Source organism: Pantoea sp. X-Soil-ISGK-285 (assembly GCF_059730815.1).
In genome coordinates this window covers 321500-338130 of the sequence record NZ_AP035939.1, presented here as the reverse complement: position 1 = coordinate 338130, position 16631 = coordinate 321500, and the positions used below count along the sequence as shown (strand labels likewise).

15 protein-coding genes are annotated in these 16631 nt (G+C 54.2%); 12 read left to right on the top strand and 3 right to left on the bottom strand.

All coding sequences use genetic code 11. The features are described from left to right. Positions 1-67 precede the first annotated feature (67 nt). From malM to AC6I8B_RS20835, 4 genes are all read left to right on the top strand, one after another. Entirely contained in the window at positions 68-1006 is a 939-nt protein-coding gene (gene malM / locus AC6I8B_RS20850) for a maltose operon protein MalM (protein ID WP_157353013.1), read from the top strand. A 188-nt stretch (positions 1007-1194) separates the two neighbouring features. Beyond that, the gene (locus tag AC6I8B_RS20845; protein WP_157353015.1) at positions 1195-1410 is read left to right on the top strand and encodes a type II toxin-antitoxin system Phd/YefM family antitoxin; all 216 of its coding nucleotides are present in this window, start codon (positions 1195-1197) and stop codon (positions 1408-1410) included. A 98-nt stretch (positions 1411-1508) separates the two neighbouring features. Next, a complete protein-coding gene (locus AC6I8B_RS20840; RefSeq protein WP_033768537.1) occupies positions 1509-1853 on the top strand; it encodes a type II toxin-antitoxin system PrlF family antitoxin in 345 nt (114 codons plus the stop codon). Between the two features lie 6 nt (positions 1854-1859). Next, positions 1860-2330, top strand: coding sequence for a type II toxin-antitoxin system YhaV family toxin (locus tag AC6I8B_RS20835; RefSeq protein ID WP_010247344.1), 471 nt, complete (start codon positions 1860-1862; stop codon positions 2328-2330). A gap of 188 nt (positions 2331-2518) precedes the next feature. Here the strand turns inward: AC6I8B_RS20835 and malQ are convergent, their stop codons facing one another. Continuing rightward, the gene (malQ, locus tag AC6I8B_RS20830; protein WP_157353018.1) at positions 2519-4594 is read right to left on the bottom strand and encodes a 4-alpha-glucanotransferase; all 2076 of its coding nucleotides are present in this window, start codon (positions 4592-4594) and stop codon (positions 2519-2521) included. Between the two features lie 8 nt (positions 4595-4602). Then, positions 4603-7005, bottom strand: a complete 2403-nt coding sequence (malP, locus tag AC6I8B_RS20825; RefSeq protein WP_497817749.1) for a maltodextrin phosphorylase — start codon at positions 7003-7005, stop codon at positions 4603-4605. A gap of 282 nt (positions 7006-7287) precedes the next feature. Here malP and malT point away from each other — a divergent pair, with 282 nt between their 5' ends. The 7 genes from malT (at position 7288) to AC6I8B_RS20790 (ending at position 14159) form a co-directional block, all read left to right on the top strand. Next, a complete protein-coding gene (gene malT, locus AC6I8B_RS20820) occupies positions 7288-9990 on the top strand; it encodes an HTH-type transcriptional regulator MalT (RefSeq protein ID WP_033760251.1) in 2703 nt (900 codons plus the stop codon). Between the two features lie 921 nt (positions 9991-10911). Then, positions 10912-11064, top strand: a complete 153-nt coding sequence (locus AC6I8B_RS20815; protein ID WP_232526453.1) for a hypothetical protein — start codon at positions 10912-10914, stop codon at positions 11062-11064. A 48-nt stretch (positions 11065-11112) separates the two neighbouring features. Next, positions 11113-11535 carry a hypothetical protein gene (locus AC6I8B_RS20810; RefSeq protein WP_010247334.1) on the top strand — a complete coding sequence of 141 codons (423 nt, stop codon included), beginning with the start codon at positions 11113-11115 and terminating at the stop codon, positions 11533-11535. 116 nt (positions 11536-11651) lie between these two features. Further along, complete coding sequence (locus tag AC6I8B_RS20805) at positions 11652-11891, top strand: hypothetical protein (RefSeq protein WP_157353022.1); 240 nt, start codon at positions 11652-11654, stop codon at positions 11889-11891. A gap of 152 nt (positions 11892-12043) precedes the next feature. Further along, positions 12044-12289, top strand: a complete 246-nt coding sequence (locus AC6I8B_RS20800; protein ID WP_232526482.1) for a hypothetical protein — start codon at positions 12044-12046, stop codon at positions 12287-12289. Positions 12290-12931: 642 nt separating this feature from the next. After that, on the top strand, positions 12932-13288 hold the full coding sequence (locus tag AC6I8B_RS20795) for a hypothetical protein (protein WP_132498999.1): 357 nt from the start codon (positions 12932-12934) through the stop codon (positions 13286-13288). Between the two features lie 385 nt (positions 13289-13673). Next, positions 13674-14159, top strand: coding sequence for a GNAT family N-acetyltransferase (locus tag AC6I8B_RS20790; protein ID WP_187484501.1), 486 nt, complete (start codon positions 13674-13676; stop codon positions 14157-14159). A 183-nt stretch (positions 14160-14342) separates the two neighbouring features. On the opposite strand, the gene AC6I8B_RS20785 is transcribed toward AC6I8B_RS20790, so the two are convergent. Then, positions 14343-15293, bottom strand: a complete 951-nt coding sequence (locus AC6I8B_RS20785) for an AraC family transcriptional regulator (protein ID WP_497817748.1) — start codon at positions 15291-15293, stop codon at positions 14343-14345. 108 nt (positions 15294-15401) lie between these two features. Between AC6I8B_RS20785 and AC6I8B_RS20780 the strand changes: the two genes are divergently transcribed. Continuing rightward, positions 15402-16628: an MFS transporter gene (locus tag AC6I8B_RS20780; protein ID WP_497817747.1), complete on the top strand. Its 1227-nt coding sequence runs from the start codon at positions 15402-15404 to the stop codon at positions 16626-16628. Positions 16629-16631: the final 3 nt, after the last annotated feature.

Below are 16631 nucleotides of genomic sequence, written 5' to 3'. Positions count from 1 at the left end.
ATGGATCTCTTTGGTCGCGGTGTGCCATTGCCTGGTTCACGCCGCGACCTGCAATAAGGTAGACATAATGAAAATGAAAAAACTGGCTGCACTCTGCCTGAGTGCCGCGTTACTGACAGGACACGTGCTTCCCGCCCTGGCGGATGTCAATCTGGTGCCGCAGGATCTCTCGTCCGCACCAGTCGTGGCACCCGAAACACTGCAACGCCTGAGCTGGCAACCGCTGGCTGCTTCTCAGACACAGACCACAAAAATCGCTAACAGCGGACAGACGCTGAATGCGCCACACATTGCCGGTCCGGTCGCGGCCTATAGTCTGCCCGCCAATATCGGCGAACTGACGCTGACGCTGAGCAGTGAAGTGGCGAACGGTCAGGTTTTCGCACCGAACGTGCTGGTGCTGGATGAAAACCTGCGTCCTGCGGCCTGGTTCCCCAGCCGCTACTTTACCTATCAGAAGCCGGGCGTGATGGCGGCAGATCGACTGGAAGGGGTGATGAAATTAACCCCGGCGCTGGGTCAGCAAAAAATCTACCTGCTGGTGTTTACCACCGACAGCGATCTGACACAAACCACCACGCTGCTTGACCCGGCCAAGGCCTACGCCCAGGGCACCGGTCATGCGGTACCGGATATTCCCGATCCCGTCGCCCGCCACAGCCGGGAAGGGACAATCAAGCTGAAGATGCAGACCAGTTCCGGCTCATCCATTCTGGTCGGGCCGCTGTTTGGTTCATCCGGCCCGAGCGCGGTGACCGTCGGCAATACCGCACCTGCGGCAGCGTACAGCGCAGCACCAGCGCCTGCACCCGCCGCAGCGCCCGCGCCAAAAGCCCGTGCGGAACCGATCATGAGCGACACCGAGAGTTACTTTAACCAGAAGATCAGACAGGCGGTGAACAGCGGCAATATCGATAAGGCGCTGAAACTGCTGGATGAAGCCGAGCGGCTGGGTTCCACCTCTGCACGGCAGACCTTTATCAGTAGTGTTAAAGGCAAGGGGTGAAGCTGCCCCGACAATACTGATGTTGTTCCATCTGGTGCGCTGCGGCGCACCTTTTTTTGTTACAGAGATCCTGATTGCATGATTTTTTTGCGTGGTTTTACGCATTACGTAAGTCATGCTGTGGGCAATAGCGTTTGATGAATATAGGCTAACTAAGCTGTTTCAGGGATGACTTTTCTGGAGGCTATATGCGAAGTTACACGACAACACAGGCCCGAAAATATCTTGCTGAAATCATGGATATCGTGATGGCGGGTGAGCCTGTGATTATCACCCGGCGGGGCGGTTTTGCTGCTGTGCTTATCAGTCGCGAAGAGTTTGATGTCTGGCAGGAAATAAAACAGGGTGCCAATTTTTCAGTCGATACGGAAAAGCGTAATCAGAAACTTTTAATGAAGACTTAGTAACAAAACATTCGCTCTTATCGCGATCAATGCATTTGCATTGCCAATGCACTTGCATTACTGTTGCGCTATCTTGTTTTTTCTAGTGAGAATCCGCAATGGGAACTTTGACTCATGCAAACATCTCTCTGCGTGCTTCATCAAAACTGACAGCCCGCAGCCAGACCACTATCCCTGCCGCAGTTCGTGATGCGATGAATCTGCAACCGGGTGAGAATATCGAATACGCGGTTCTGCCGGGCGGCAAAGTCCTTATTACCCGTCAGGAAACGGTGACTGATGATGATCCAGTGATCGCGAGCTTTCTGAGTTTTCTTGCTGCTGACATACGCAACACACCTGCAAATATTAAAACGCTGGATCGAGGATTATTAACTCGCATTACATCGTTGACCGAAGGTATGGACGTTGATTTGGATGCTCCACTCATGGACGATGAGTAATTAAGTATGGAAGACAGCACGGTTATAAATGGATGGCACGTTTATGTTCATCCCTGTTTTGAATCGCAGCTGATTGCGCTGACCAATGAAGTGGAGTTACTCAGGGCTAAATATCCTGAAAGTTACCAGCGAAAAGCGACGACTAAGCTTTTAGCCGCTGTGTTTAAAGTTATCAATAGTGAGATTTGCGCCGATCCACATCAGGCAAAGTTTCGCCAGGGCGATACGCTGGGAGAACAAAATAAGCATTGGTTCCGTGCAAAGTTTTTGATGCAGTATCGTTTGTTCTTTAGATTCAGCGAGCAACATAAAACCATCATCCTTGCATGGATGAATGACGCTGAGACCAAACGTGCTTATGGCAGTAAGCGTGACGCCTATAAAGTATTTTCAGGAATGTTGCATAACGGCTATCCACCTGACGACTGGGCATTGCTGTTAAAGCAATCTCAGGATTGGGCGAATACAAATTCTTAAGTTCATTAAATCCTGAACAGAATCCGGTTAGTGTTTTTAGACGCTCGTGCTCAGGGTGATCTTTTCACTGTTGAGAGGTGCTGATTACAGTAGCAGAGTGCGAGCCGTTGCCGGCCCGCACGCTGTAATAACTGAAAATGATGTAAAACATGCTGCGTGAGACACGAGTCTGAGTCGCGCGTTAACCTTCAATTGCGCAGTAGTCGCTTCCGGCGTGCCGTCAGATCACGCAGCAGCGTGTCAGTGGCAGGATCGCTGAACAGCGTTTCCAGCGTGGCGCTGAGCTTGCGTCGCCAGTTCGGATATTCATCGCTGGTGCCCGGAATATTGACCGGCGCTGCCATATCCAGCCAGTCCTCCGGTTGCAGTCCCAGCAGGGCGCTGTGACTGTCAGCCAGATAGCGCTGCATCGCCCGGTTTAATGCCTTGCTCATGCCGGTGCGACGTGCATCGCGTCCGGCACGTTTCGGCAGGGCACCAACGCGATGCAGACTCTGCAGCAGCGCCTGCTTTGCCCGCAACCGATCCTGATATAGCCCGGCCAGCACCACCTTGTCGGGATAGAGACCGAGTTGTGCGCCGGTGGTCAAATCATCGCTCTGCCACCAGCCACGCAGCGTCGGAAGATCGTGAGTGGTGGCGACCGCCATTGCCTGCCGTGGCCATTCGGCGGGCGGACGAAAACTGTGGGCTGACTCCTGCTCAAAATAGAGCACCTTATAGGAGTAGACCCCGCCGTCCCGCAGCTTATCGACAATTGCTTCCGGCACCGTACCGAGATCTTCGCCAATTACCATGCAGCGATGACGCTGACTTTCCAGCGCCAGAATCGCCAGCAGATCGTCGATGGGATAGTGCACATAGGCACCGTGCATCGCGCTATCACCGGCCGGAATCCACCACAGCCGCATTAGCGCCATCACATGGTCAATGCGCAGTGCGCCGCAGTGGCGCATGTTGGCGCGCAGCAGGGCGATCCACGGCTCCCAGGCGCGCTGACGCATCACCTGCGGATCCATGGGCGGCAATCCCCAGTCCTGGCCGCGCGGGCCGAGAATATCGGGCGGCGCACCGATGCTGGCCTCCATGCAGTAGAGATCGCGCTCGCTCCAGGTCTCTGCGCCACCCTGCGCAACACCCACCGCCAGATCGCGGTAAAGTCCAATCGGCATCTGCTGCTGCTGGCAGATGTCCCAGCATTCGGCAAACTGCTTCGCGGCCAGCCACTGCAGCCAGAGCCAGAAGCGCACCTGATCGGCGTGCTGTTGCAGGAAGGCCTGCACGGCCGGACTGCGGGGATCCTGCAACGCCTCCGGCCACACCGGCCAGCCCCAGCGATCACTATCCTGTGCTATCTGATCGGCGTGCAGCGCATCAAACAGCGCCTGATGCTGAAGACTCTCGCCTCCTTCACGTATAAATCCATTAAACGCCTGCACCTCGGGATCGCTGGCGTCACGCTGAGTAAACTGCGGCCACGCCAGTCTCAGCGCGTCAATTTTCAGCCGGGTCACCGCCGCATAATCCACCCAATCTGCTGCGCGAGCCTGTTCCAGTGCCTGTTCTGTTTCCGGACGTTGCCACCAGGCCTGAGCGGCAGCGCTCTGCCGGAAGTCAGCGACTGCGCCCACATCGATGTAGAGCACATTAAGCCAGCGCCGGGACGAGGGGCTGTAAGGGCTGGCACTCTCCGGGCTGGAGGGAAACAGCGCATGGATAGGGTTAAGACCGATAAACGCGCCGCCGCGTGCGGTCACCTCCGGCAGCATCCGGCGCAGATCGCCAAAGTCGCCGATTCCCCAGTTTTCCGCCGAACGCAGGGTATAGAGCTGCACGCAGGCCCCCCATAATGACTCACCTGCCAGCAGGGCCGGGGGGTCATAACAGCGGGCCGGGGCAATTATTATCCGGCACGACCACTGCTGCGCGGCCTGTTGCAGCGTCAGCTGATGATAGCCTTCTGGCAGCGGCGGCAGATGCAGCGGCTGAGCGGGCTGGCAGCGACCTGAGCTGATTTCACCCGCTTCACTGGTGAGATGCCAGTGGGCATCGTCAGCGAGCTGTGGCGACAGGCTCAGAAGATCGCCGCTGCGAAAAATCACCACCGGTGGCAGCGGCGTGCTCAGCGGATGGGAAGGCTGCATCACCGCCAGCAAACGCTGGCGGGTCAGGGTCGGGATCGCCTGTGGCTTGCCGTGAGCATTGATATACTCAGCGGCGATGCCTGCCCGGGAGAAATCGTCCATAACCGGATCTGTTTTCATGGCGTTCCTTAGCGTTTCGCTTGCCAGATGCGCTGCTGGTAATCGCGGATAGCGCGATCGGAGCTGAACATGCCACAGCGTGCGGTATTGAGGATGGTGGCACGTGTCCAGGCCTCCTGATCGCTCCACAGCGCTTCTACCTGCGCCTGTGCGTCAAGGTAGGGCTGGAAGTCAGCCAGTACCAGATAGGGATCACCGCCTTCCGGGCCGAGACTCTGCAACATCGCATCAAAGGCGTGGCAGTCGCCCTGGCTGAAGGTGCCATCTTCCAGCGCCAGTAAGACCTGATTGAGCTGCGGATCTTTCTTGCGCCACTGCGCCGGGGCATAACCGTCTGCTTTTAACGCCACCACCTGTTCCACGGTATGCCCGAAGATAAAGATGTTCTCGCTGCCAACCTGCTCAGCGATCTCAACGTTCGCTCCATCCAGTGTGCCGATGGTCAGTGCGCCATTCAGCGCCAGCTTCATATTACCGGTGCCGGACGCTTCTTTACCGGCAGTGGAGATCTGCTCGGAAAGGTCGGCGGCGGGAATCAGCCGCTCGGCGACGGAGACGTTGTAATCGGGAATAAACACGACTTTCAGACGGTCACCGATACGGGGATCCTGATTGATCACCTCGGCCACTTTGTTGATGGCATAGATGATGTTTTTCGCCAGTGCATAGCCGGGCGCGGCTTTGGCACCAAACAGCACCACGCGCGGCGTCCGGTTAGCCTGCGGATCGGTGACCAGCGTCTGCCACAGCGCAATGATGTGCAGCAGGCTCAGATGCTGGCGTTTGTACTCATGCAGTCGTTTGATCTGTACGTCAAACAGCGCGGTAGGGTCAATCTCAATGCCGGTCCGCTGTTTCACCCAGTGCGCCAGCGCGACTTTGTTCTGCTGCTTGATGGCGCGATATTCCGCGCAGAAGGCGGCGTCATCCGCAAACGCTTCCAGCCCCTGCAAGGCATCGAGATCGTTCAGCCAGGGTTTTTGCAATGTCCGGGTGATCAGGGCACTCAGCGCCGGGTTGCACTGATTGATCCAGCGGCGCGGCGTAATGCCGTTGGTCACGTTGTGGAATTTCTCCGGCCACATCTGGTGATATTCCGGGAAGAGATCCTGCACCACCAGTTTCGAGTGCAGCGCCGCCACACCGTTGACCGCGAACCCGCTGGTCACGCAGAGGTTTGCCATCCGCAGCTGGTTATTATGGACCAGCGCCAGTCTGGCCCACTTCGCTTCATCGTCCGGCCAGCGCGCGGTGACTGCCGTTTTTAGCTGCGTGTTCAGGGTATTGATGATCATCATATGGCGCGGCAGCAGGCTGCGCACCAGACGCACATCCCAGCACTCCAGCGCTTCCGGCATCAGGGTGTGATTGGTGTAGGCAAAAGTGTGCTGCGTGATCTGCCAGGCGCGATCCCAGCTCAGCTGATGCTCATCCAGCAGCAGACGCATCAGCTCCGGGATAGCCAGCGTCGGATGGGTGTCATTAAGCTGGATCACTTCATGATCGGCCAGGGTTTCGATGCATCGTCCGGCCCGATGATGGCGACGCAGAATGTCAGCCAGCGCGCAGGCGCACTGAAAATATTGCTGCATCAGACGCAGTTTTTTACCGTTCTGATGATTGTCATTGGGGTAGAGCACTTTAGTCAGTTTTTCAGCATCAATACCCTGTTGTTCAGCGCGCAGAAAGTCGCCGTCGTTGAAGCGATCAAGGTTAAACGGCTGGGCATGTTTCGCCTGCCATAGACGCAGTGGCTGGCTGATACCATTCTGATAACCCACCACCGGCAGATCCCAGGCTTCGCCGAGCAGTTCAAACGCCGGTTGCCACTGTGGCTGACCCGCAACCGTCACCACTTTACCGCCCAGCCCGACCCGCACGTTAAGCGCGGCGTTGTGGTTAAACCACGGATAGCGGTCGCGCTGCCAGTCATCCGGGCCTTCAATCTGCGCGCCCTGTTCGAAGCGCTGGCGGAACAGACCGTACTGGTAGTTCAGACCGTAGCCCGTAGCGGGCTGACCCACATTCGCCATGGAATCCAGGAAACAGGCAGCAAGACGACCCAGGCCGCCATTACCCAGCGCCGGATCTGTTTCGGTTTCCAGCACGTCAGTGAGTGAGATATCCCAGGCGGCCAGGGCCTCGTTGACCGCGTCATACCAGCCCAGGTTCAGCAGGTTGTTGCCGGTCAGGCGACCGATCAAAAACTCCATCGACAGATAGTTAACATGGCGCAGTTCTGTCGGGGCCGGGGGAGCAGGCTGTGCGGCCAGCATATCGGCCAGCGCACCGCTGAGTGCCTGCCACCACTGTGTCGTAGTCATCTCCTGCGCATCGCGCAGGCCAAAACGCTGCCACTGACGGGTCAGGGCAGCATTGAACTGAATCGGGTTGAAATCGGGCTGTGTCATGGTTGATGTCCTGTAAAAACGGAAAATGGATCAATGTGGCGACAGTCTGCCCGCGCGGAAACCCTCGCTCATCCTCCTGCAAAGAATTAGCGGAGGAGGATGGGGAGGGTGGAGAGGATGAGGCTAATCCGAAATCGTTGAAGGAGTGTGATTGCGCACGCTTTTGTAAAGTTTAATTAATGGGTTTGCTTGCATTCATCTGACGAAATGCTGAACCTGTGTAAGTAATAATTACGAAGCGTAAAATAATGATGCGCTCGACAAATGGAGAAACGCGCGCCCATGTTAATACCCGCTAAACTCAGCCGCCCGGTGCGTCTTGAAGGCACTGTGATTCGGGAGAGATTGCTGCAAAAGCTCACCGCTGCAGGTAACTATCGGCTGGTGCTGGTCACCAGTCCGGCGGGCTACGGTAAAACCACACTGGTGTCGCAGTGGGCGGCAGGGAAAAGCGATCTGGGGTGGGTTTCTTTAGATGAGGGCGATAATCAGCCGGAGCGCTTTGCCGATTACCTGATCGCTGCACTGCAACAGGCAACCCACGGTGGCTGTCCGCGCAGTGAACTGCTGGCCCAGAAGCGGCAGTATGTGAATCTCAACGCCCTGTTTTCTCAGCTCTTTATCGAGCTGGTGGAGTGGCAGCAGCCGCTGTGGCTGATCGTTGATGACTACCATCTGATTACCAATCCGGTGATCCACGACGCGATGCGCTTTTTCCTGCGCCATCAGCCTGAAAATCTGACGCTGATTCTGATGTCACGCAACCTGCCGCAACTCGGTATCGCCAACCTGCGGGTGCGTGAGCAACTGATTGAGCTGGGCAGCCAGCAGCTGGCTTTTACCCACCAGGAGGCGCGACAGTTTTTTGACTGCCGACTGGCGGCCCCGCTGGAAAGCGAAGAGAGCAGCCGACTCTGTGATGATGTAGCGGGCTGGGCTACGGCGCTGCAACTGATCGTGCTGTCGGCGCGACAGGGTGCCAGTTCGGCTCAGCATTCCGCCCGGCGTCTCTCTGGTATTAATGCCAGCCACCTCTCCGATTATCTGGTTGAGGAAGTTCTGGATAACGTCGATTTGCCTACCCGTCATTTCTTACTGAAAACCGCGCTGCTGCGTTCAATGAACGATGAACTGATCGCCTGTGTCACCCGCGAAGAGAACGGCCAGATGCGGCTGGAAGAGATTGAGCGTCAGGGTCTGTTTCTGCAGCGCATGGACGATTCCGGCTGCTGGTTCAGCTACCATCCGCTGTTTGGTAACTTCCTTCGTCAGCGCTGCCAGTGGGAACTGGCGGCGGAGCTGCCCGCGCTGCATCGGGCTGCGGCAGAGAGCTGGATGGCGCAGGGCTTTCCCGGCGAGGCGATTCATCATGCGCTCGCCTCTGGCGACGCCACTATGCTGCGGGACGTGCTGCTGAAGCACGCCTGGACGCTGTTTAATCAGAGCGAGTTGCCGCTGCTGGAGAACTCCCTGAAAGCACTGCCGTGGGAGATGATGCTGGAAAATCCAATGCTGGTGCTGCTGCAGGCGTGGCTGATGCAGAGTCAGCATCGCTTCTCCGAAGTCGACAGTCTGCTGGCGCGTTTTGAACAGGCCAGCCGCTGCGAGATCGATGCAGCACTGCGTGGTGAATTTAATGCGTTGCGCGCCCAGGTGGCGATTAACGATGGCAATACCGACGAAGCGGAGCGGCTGGCGAAAGTGGCGCTTGACACTCTGCCAGCGAGCCGTCACTACAGCCGCATTGTGGCAACCTCAGTGCATGGTGAAGTGATGCACTGCAAAGGCGAGCTGGATGATTCACTCAAGCTGATGCGGCAGACCGAACAGATGGCGCGGCGCGATGAAGTGTGGCACTACGCCCTCTGGAGCCTGATTCAGCAGAGCGAGATTCTGTTTGCTCAGGGCTTTTTGCAGGCAGCCTATGAGATCCAGAGCCGCGCCTTTGTGCTGGTCGACGAGCAGCACCTGGCTCAGTTCCCGCTGCATGAGTTTCTGCTGCGCATTCGCGCTCAGTTGCTGTGGGCCTGGGGACGACTGGAAGAGGCGGAGCAAGCGGCCCGGGAAGGCATCAAGGTACTGAACGGTTTCCAGCCGCAGCAGCAGATTCAGTGTCTGGGATTGCTGGTGCAGTGCTCACTGGCACGTGGCAATCTGGATAACGCCCGCAGCTACCTGAACCGGCTGGAAAACCTGCTGAACAATGGCAACTGGCACAGCGACTGGATAGCCAATGCCGACAAAGTCCGGGTCATTTACTGGCAGTTGACCGGCGACAGCCAGAACGCCCGTGACTGGATGCGGCAGACGCCTAAACCCGCCTTCGCCAATAACCATTTTCTGCAGGGACAATGGCGGAACATCGCCCGCGCGCAAATCCTGCTGGGTGATGTCAGCCAGGCGGAAGTGGTGCTGGAGGAGCTGAATGAGAATGCCCGTGCCCTGCGCCTGATGAGCGATTTAAACCGCAATCTGTTGCTGCTGAATCAGATCTACTGGCAGACCGACCGCAAAGCGGAGGCGCAGCGTGTCCTGATTGAGGCGCTGAAACTGGCGCGCAGCACCGGTTTTATCAGCCATTTTGTGATTGAAGGCGAGATGATGGCGCAGCAGTTGCGGCAATTGATTCAGCTGAATACCCTTAATGAGCTGGACAGCCACCGTGCCCGGCGCATCCTGCTGGAGATCAACAAATATCACCGTCACAAATTCGCCCATTTCGATGAAGGCTTTGTCAGCCGGTTGCTTAACCATCCTGACGTGCCGGAGCTGATCCGAACCAGTCCGCTGACGCAGCGTGAATGGCAGGTGCTGGGATTGATCTATTCTGGCTACAGCAACGATCAAATCGCCGGTGAGCTGGCGGTGGCCTCCACCACCATCAAAACCCATATCCGCAATCTCTATCAGAAGCTGGGCGTCACCCATCGCAGCGAAGCAATGAATCAGGTGCAGTCGCTGCTGAAAATGATGGGCTATGTCTGACGACAGGCGTATTCAGGGGCGGGCTTCAGCCCGCTCCGCCGCATATCAGCACACCGTCGAAACAGGCGGTCTGTATCAATGGGAAGCGGGGCAGTTACTTTACTGCGCAACATGCAGCTCTGATTTGCCGGATTTCGGGCCCTGATTTCTTCCAGCCGGTGCATAAATATCGCATGCATCAGCGCGTTACGGGCTTCACCTTTATTCAGGCCCGCGAGGTCCCGCCTGCAGCAGTTAGGGTAGTGCTTCCTGAAATTACGGATTTCTGAGGTTCAGGAAAATTAATTCTGAGTGGTTAAACAGTGTCCCCTTACCATACCTCTTAAAAGTCAGATGAATTATAGAAAATGATATATGCTTTTGCTTTTTTTTGAGTTCAGGATTGTCATTCCCTGCTTATGAAAAAAGTGCCTTAATAAAAATGCAATATGTATTATTTCATGAAAAGAGTAAATTGTTAGCAGGGTGATTATTAGCCTTTAATGTCATTAGCTATTAACTAGTTAGTTAAAAAATAGCATCCCCGAAAATTTTTTTTAAAATTAAACGAAAACATTCTAAAACAACAAAAAACGTTTCATTACACTCCATAGTTTTTATTTTTTAGATGATTTACTTTTAAAGAAATAGCTCATTAGCTATGGGGTGGGCCAGCGATTATCTCATGTATTTATTATCTTTAAGGATGGATTATGAGACATAAAAAATTAACGCTTGCTTTGGCTGTTTTTGTTCTCTCTGCGGCGCGACTTGCAGTCGCTGCACCGTTACATAACCAACCGTTTACGAATCACTCCCCACAGACCTTCTTACTTGTCGGCGATGCTAATGGAGGTGACGGCGGCAACGGGGGTTCTGGTTCTAATTCTCCTGGTGGCCCTGGCGGCGATGGAGGAAATAACAGCGCCAGCGGTAACGGGAATGGCAGCGGTAATGATAACGGCACTGGCAACGGCTCCGCTAACGGTAATGGTTCCGGAGACGGTGACGGCGGCGGTGATGGTGGTGATAGCGGTGGCGATGGTGGTGGTGGTGATGGCGGCGGTGCGTAATCAGGCTGCAGAATCTAACTAAAAATGGTCGCCTCATGAAGGCGGCCATTAATTAAAGGATGAAACTTCTATGTCAAAGCTACACAACACGCTGATTTTTTTTCCACTATCTGCAGGGCTGCTCCTTTCCCTGCCGGTATTCAGTCAGACACTCCCGCAGGACACTATTCAGCTGTCTGCCTGTGAGAGCCTGAACGGACAAGATGGGAACGGCAGTTCGCCTGATGGAGAAAGTGGTAAAGACGGCGTGCCCGGTACAGGCTGTCTGAACGGAGGTAACGGCGGTAACGGTTCTGCTACAGGTGGTAACGGCGGAAATGGGGGAAATGGGGCAGGCGCCGCGACTGAACCCTACCATAAACACCACAAACATCATAAAAATGGACAGGGTAGCGCCAATGGTGGCAACGGGGGTGATGGTGGTTCAACTGACAATGCGCCCGGAGGTGCTGGCGGTGATGGAGGTAACAATGACCAGTCAGAACATCTGTAAACGATACCGTACCCTACTAAGGTGCTCCACTCTGATACTGGTGATTTTTACACACTACGGTTATGCCTCTCCGGCCTCCCCGATTCCTTTTCCTGATTCCTTATCACTGATTTCTGATGGTGGAAACGGCGGGGACGGTGGTCCGGGCGAAAACGGAGGGGATGGCGGTAACGGCGGTAATGCTGGTACAGGCTCCAACTCAAATGGCGGAGATGGCGGAGATGGCGGAAATGGCGGCACTAACGGAGCCGATGGAGGGGATGGTGGCAACGGAGGAAGCGGGAACAACTCATCCGGTGGTGATGGTGGTGATGGTGGTGATAGCGGTGATAGCGGCGGCGGCATATAAGTCATAGCGCAGAGGATGATATGAAAAACCTTCTCATGAAAGCTGTATATCTCATTATTCTCACCTCAGCATTACTGAGACCTTTCATGGTCGTACTCACGGTAACCTCTTCTCTGGCGGCCGGAATATTCAGCACTGCGGCATGGGCAGACGGCGACGGTGGCGACGGTGGTGACGGTGGCGGTGACGGAAACGGGGGAGACGGAGGGAATGCTGGTTCTGGCAGCAACGGAAATGGCGGCGACGGCGGTAATGGTGGTGAAAACGGAGGAAATGGAGGGAACGGCGGTAATGGTGACGGATCAGGTAATGGCGGAAACGGAGGCGATGCGGGTCCTGGCGGCGTCGGCGGGCAGGGTGGCAGTGGCGGGAATGAGGGAGGACATGATGGTTCTCCCGGAATGAGTGGAGCTAAATAGTTATCCCTATGCAGTTAACGTGGTTTGCCGGAGGTTGATGACCCCGGCGACCTCATAAACACAGACTAAGCAGACAGCAAGGCAATGCTGAGACACCGTGCCGCAAGGCCTGAACTGCAAAGCCGGTGAAGTCATATCAGTCGTTTTTACCGGCACCAGTAAATCCTGATCTTCCTTAAAAGACATCGCATAGTGTCAGCCTGAGTGATGGCAGCTTATCCGGCACCACCCAACGATCCAGTTCCCGCCCGGCCTCAGACGACTCCTGTGACATAACCCCAGCCTCTTCTGCAGGGGAACGGGTTGAATCGCGGCATGCTGGTCACGGATGTTATGTTGCATTAGATCTGAAAGCCGTTCTTATCAGGCCAGGATATTAAGGATCGCAACATAAAAAGAAGATACAGGCGGTGAACGTCCGTAATGAGCAAGGAGCGGACGTTCCGTTCTTAATGACTGACTGTTACCATTGCATCCAACATAGCACCCGGCTCATCCAACCTTACCCACAACAAAAATTAATATCCATAAATCAGCTCTATACACGTATGACATCACCAATTCCTCAAGTCACAAAATATTTTGCCGATAACGATTTTTTAACGATCCAAAGTCCTGGAAGACAGATATGAATAAATTTGTTTATTGTATGATTGCTTTGTGTTTTTCCGGTTTATGTTCCGCAGCTGAAGATTTAGGCTTGGGGACATATTTATGTGATGTCCGGATAACCAGCTCTCATACAGAGACGCAGCTTTTGCCAAAAGCTGCTGTCGTTGAAGACAATGGAAGTAACTACAAAGTGAAAATGCTGGGTAATGAGGTAGCATCCCCAGCGCTTGAAAGTGTCATGGGTGGTATTAAACAGCAGGCTACTGTTAACGGAATAACCTTCGTAAGACGTCCTAATTACGATGATCGTTTTATCATCGAAAATGCGCATTCCGGCTTCTTTTATAAAATGAGAAACTGCAAAAAAAACTAATATTTTTTTCAGCTGATGCTTTAAGCATTAGTATAGGATGGCTTTTAAATTAATTGTGTTTTAAAAGTCCCTGTTTACTATATTATCTTGATTGTGAACCTCATATCTTTGCAGCCATGTTATGATTAAAATGCTTCGACAAATTGCTGTCACCTATTCGGCCGATGAGCAATTTAAACTGCTATCATGTCCGTATGCCTTCCAGTTTAACGTTCAAGCTGTATTACCTTTGTATTAATTTCTGGCAACAGCAATGAGGCGGGCCAGACTAAGTTCAGATTTATGTCCGCTATGAGTGAGGAGCAGCCATGACCCCAGGGATGGTTTGAATAAGTGATATCCCTTTACCCGTTTTGAGCTGATGCTTTTCTTAGCAGGATGCTTTATGTTGGTCACACTCATCCTGCAGGGTATAACCATGATAAAAGTAGAAAAATCAGATCCATTCTCTTCAGAATTCCATCGTTTAATCGAAATGCTATCAGCAGAACTTGCCGCTATTACTGGTGATAACGGCAAAAGCAATTTCACCACCCAAGCAATGGGTGATGACAAAGCTTTATGGGCATTAGCAAAGAATTCTCAAGGCAAAGCTGTGGGATGCGGTGCTATACGGCCATTTACCCAAAATATAGCCGAGCTTAAAAGAATGTTTTCAGACCGAAGTGAGTCAGGGATTGGTGGTGCTTTACTCACTTTCCTTGAAAAATCAGCAAAAGAGATGGGATATATCGAGGTTAGGCTGGAAACCCGCCACATCAACTATCGTGCTGTAAATTTCTACATGAAAAATGGTTATGTCCCTATTGAGAATTACGGCCCATATATAGGCAGGACAGAAGCTATCTGTTTCTCAAAGGCATTGCGCTGACTATATTAATTGGAACTGACGTCTGCTCCTGTCACAAAGTGGACTGTCATCGGGCTGATGACCGCTATATGCCAGAAACGGACACTGTTTTTAATGTGATTTATTTAATGCTGCCTTTGCTGGAGCACAAAGGAAGTCAGGCTACGTTGCGATTACTGCTATCCCCGCCAGGGATAAAACCCATTAGCTAAGGAAACGAACCGCGCCTGGAGACTTGCCCGTTACACGCTTAAAAGCCCGGCTGAAAGCAGCCTGAGAGGAGTATCCTAACCGTTGCGATGCGGTGTCGACAGTAATGTTTTCTGACGACAGCCAGCGGACAGCGAGATGCATCTTTACTTCCGTTACATACCGTAGCGGTGGGACGCCGATGGTGGTCTGAAACCTTTCGGCGAATGCGGAGCGGGATATATGCGATTCGGCGGCGAGTTCTGCCACGCTCCAGTCGCGGCCCGGTTCGCGATGAATCGCCAGGATGGCCTGAGCCAGACGCGGATCGCGCAGTGCTGCAGCCAGGCCAGGGCTATTGCCGCAACCGTCTTCCACCCATCCTCTGATAAACATCGCTCCAGCCACATCGGCAAGCCTGGCGAGAATACCTGCATAGCCCACGCGTCCGGAGCATATCTCACGCTTCATCGCATCAAGGATATGCATGAGTCCCGGCCACTGAATCCCCTTTGCATCGGCATGCATAATTTCAGGCAGCACATCCGCCAGCCGCTGCATGCTTCCCAGATCGATTTTCATACAACCAAAAAACAGCACAGCACCTGGCGTTTCCTGAGTACTCGGGCAGGTATCAATCCCACTCACTTTTTCATCGAGTGGTGCCGTTTCAATATTGTCGATATCCAGCACGTCGGCGGCTGTTGCCGACAAAAGCTGATGCCGTTCGCCGTGGGGAAGAAATACAGCCTCTCCGGCTGAAAGCGTAAGAACTTCGCCGTTTGCACTATGAAGCACCATCTCCCCTACAGCGACGTAGTGCAGATAAGCATAACCGGGCCTGCTTGCGAAGTTCAGGCCAAACGTATCTCCCGTCTGGATACGCTGATATCGCACGCCGTATAGCCGCAGGCCGGAAAGCAGCTCGCTGATGAGTTCTGATGACAGAGCGAAGGATGAAGTCATATGCCTTTTCGGGTTTTGGGTAAAAAAGTGAGGGTTTTAGAGCATAGATCATCCAGCTGCGCCTGAATAGACTTCTTCTCCTGAAACGACTTTCCAGGAGACTTAGAAATGACGGATGAAACTTCTATCAGGGTTCACAAAGAAAGAGTGCAAAGAGATGAGAAAATCCAGCCAGCCTGGCTTGCGGTTTTTTCGTTAACCATGGGTGTTTTTGGCCTGCTCACCGCAGAGTACCTGCCTGCCAGCTTATTAACGCCTATTGCACGGGATTTGGGTGTGTCAGAATCTCTTGCAGGACAGGCCGTAACAGTGACGGCGGTGATTGCGTTATTTGCCGGATTACTGATACCGCGATTAACGCGTGCGCTGGACCGGCGCGTCGTGTTGTTGAGCTTTACCGCCCTTATGATCTTCTCAAATCTGCTCGTGGCGCTCTCTTCAGGTATTGTCATGCTGCTGGCAATGCGCATCCTGCTGGGTATCGCGTTGGGTGGATTCTGGAGTATGGCAGCGGCGGTTGCGATGAGGCTAGTGCCGGAGAGGCTGGTACCGCGGGCGCTGTCGATCATTTTTAGTGGAATCGCGGTAGGTACTGTTGTTGCCGTACCGCTGGGAAGTTATCTGGGCGAGATGTCTGGCTGGCGTAGCGCGTTTATTGCCGCTGCTGCGGTTGGCGCACTCTCTTTTATTTTTCAGTGGCTGACGCTGCCCGGAATGCCGCCGGTAGTCAGGACCAGGACGGCATCCGTATTTTCTCTGCTCCAGAGGCCGGGCGTGAGCGTGGGCATGCTGGGGTGCGTGCTTGCACACACCGGCCAGTATGCGCTGTTTACCTATATACGGCCTGCGCTGGAAGGACTCGCACACATAGACGCAAAAGGGCTGGCATTAATACTTCTGGTGTTTGGCGTTGCTAACTTTATCGGGACACTGTCGGCAGGGTGGCTGATGGAACGCAGCCTGCGTTTTACGCTGATTATTATGCCTGCTCTGGTTGGAGCAGCGGCACTGGGTATGATCACTCTGCCGTTATCAATCGCCGGGCTTACAGCGCTGGTCATGCTGTGGGGGCTGGCATTTGGTGGCATACCGGTGGCGTGGTCAGGTTGGGTCGCCCGGACTCTTCCCGATGAGGCCGAGAGCGCAGGGGGTATGGTGGTCGCCGCCGTCCAATCCTCCATTGCCGCGGGTGCAGCAATAGGTGGCCTGATATATGGCCTCAACGGGGTGACGGGGGTATTCATTACAGCTGCCTGTATCATGTTCACTGCCGCGCTGGTTATTGCATTCCGGGTCAGGGTCTCGCCATCAGCTGAAGGAACGCAAAGCATATAATTT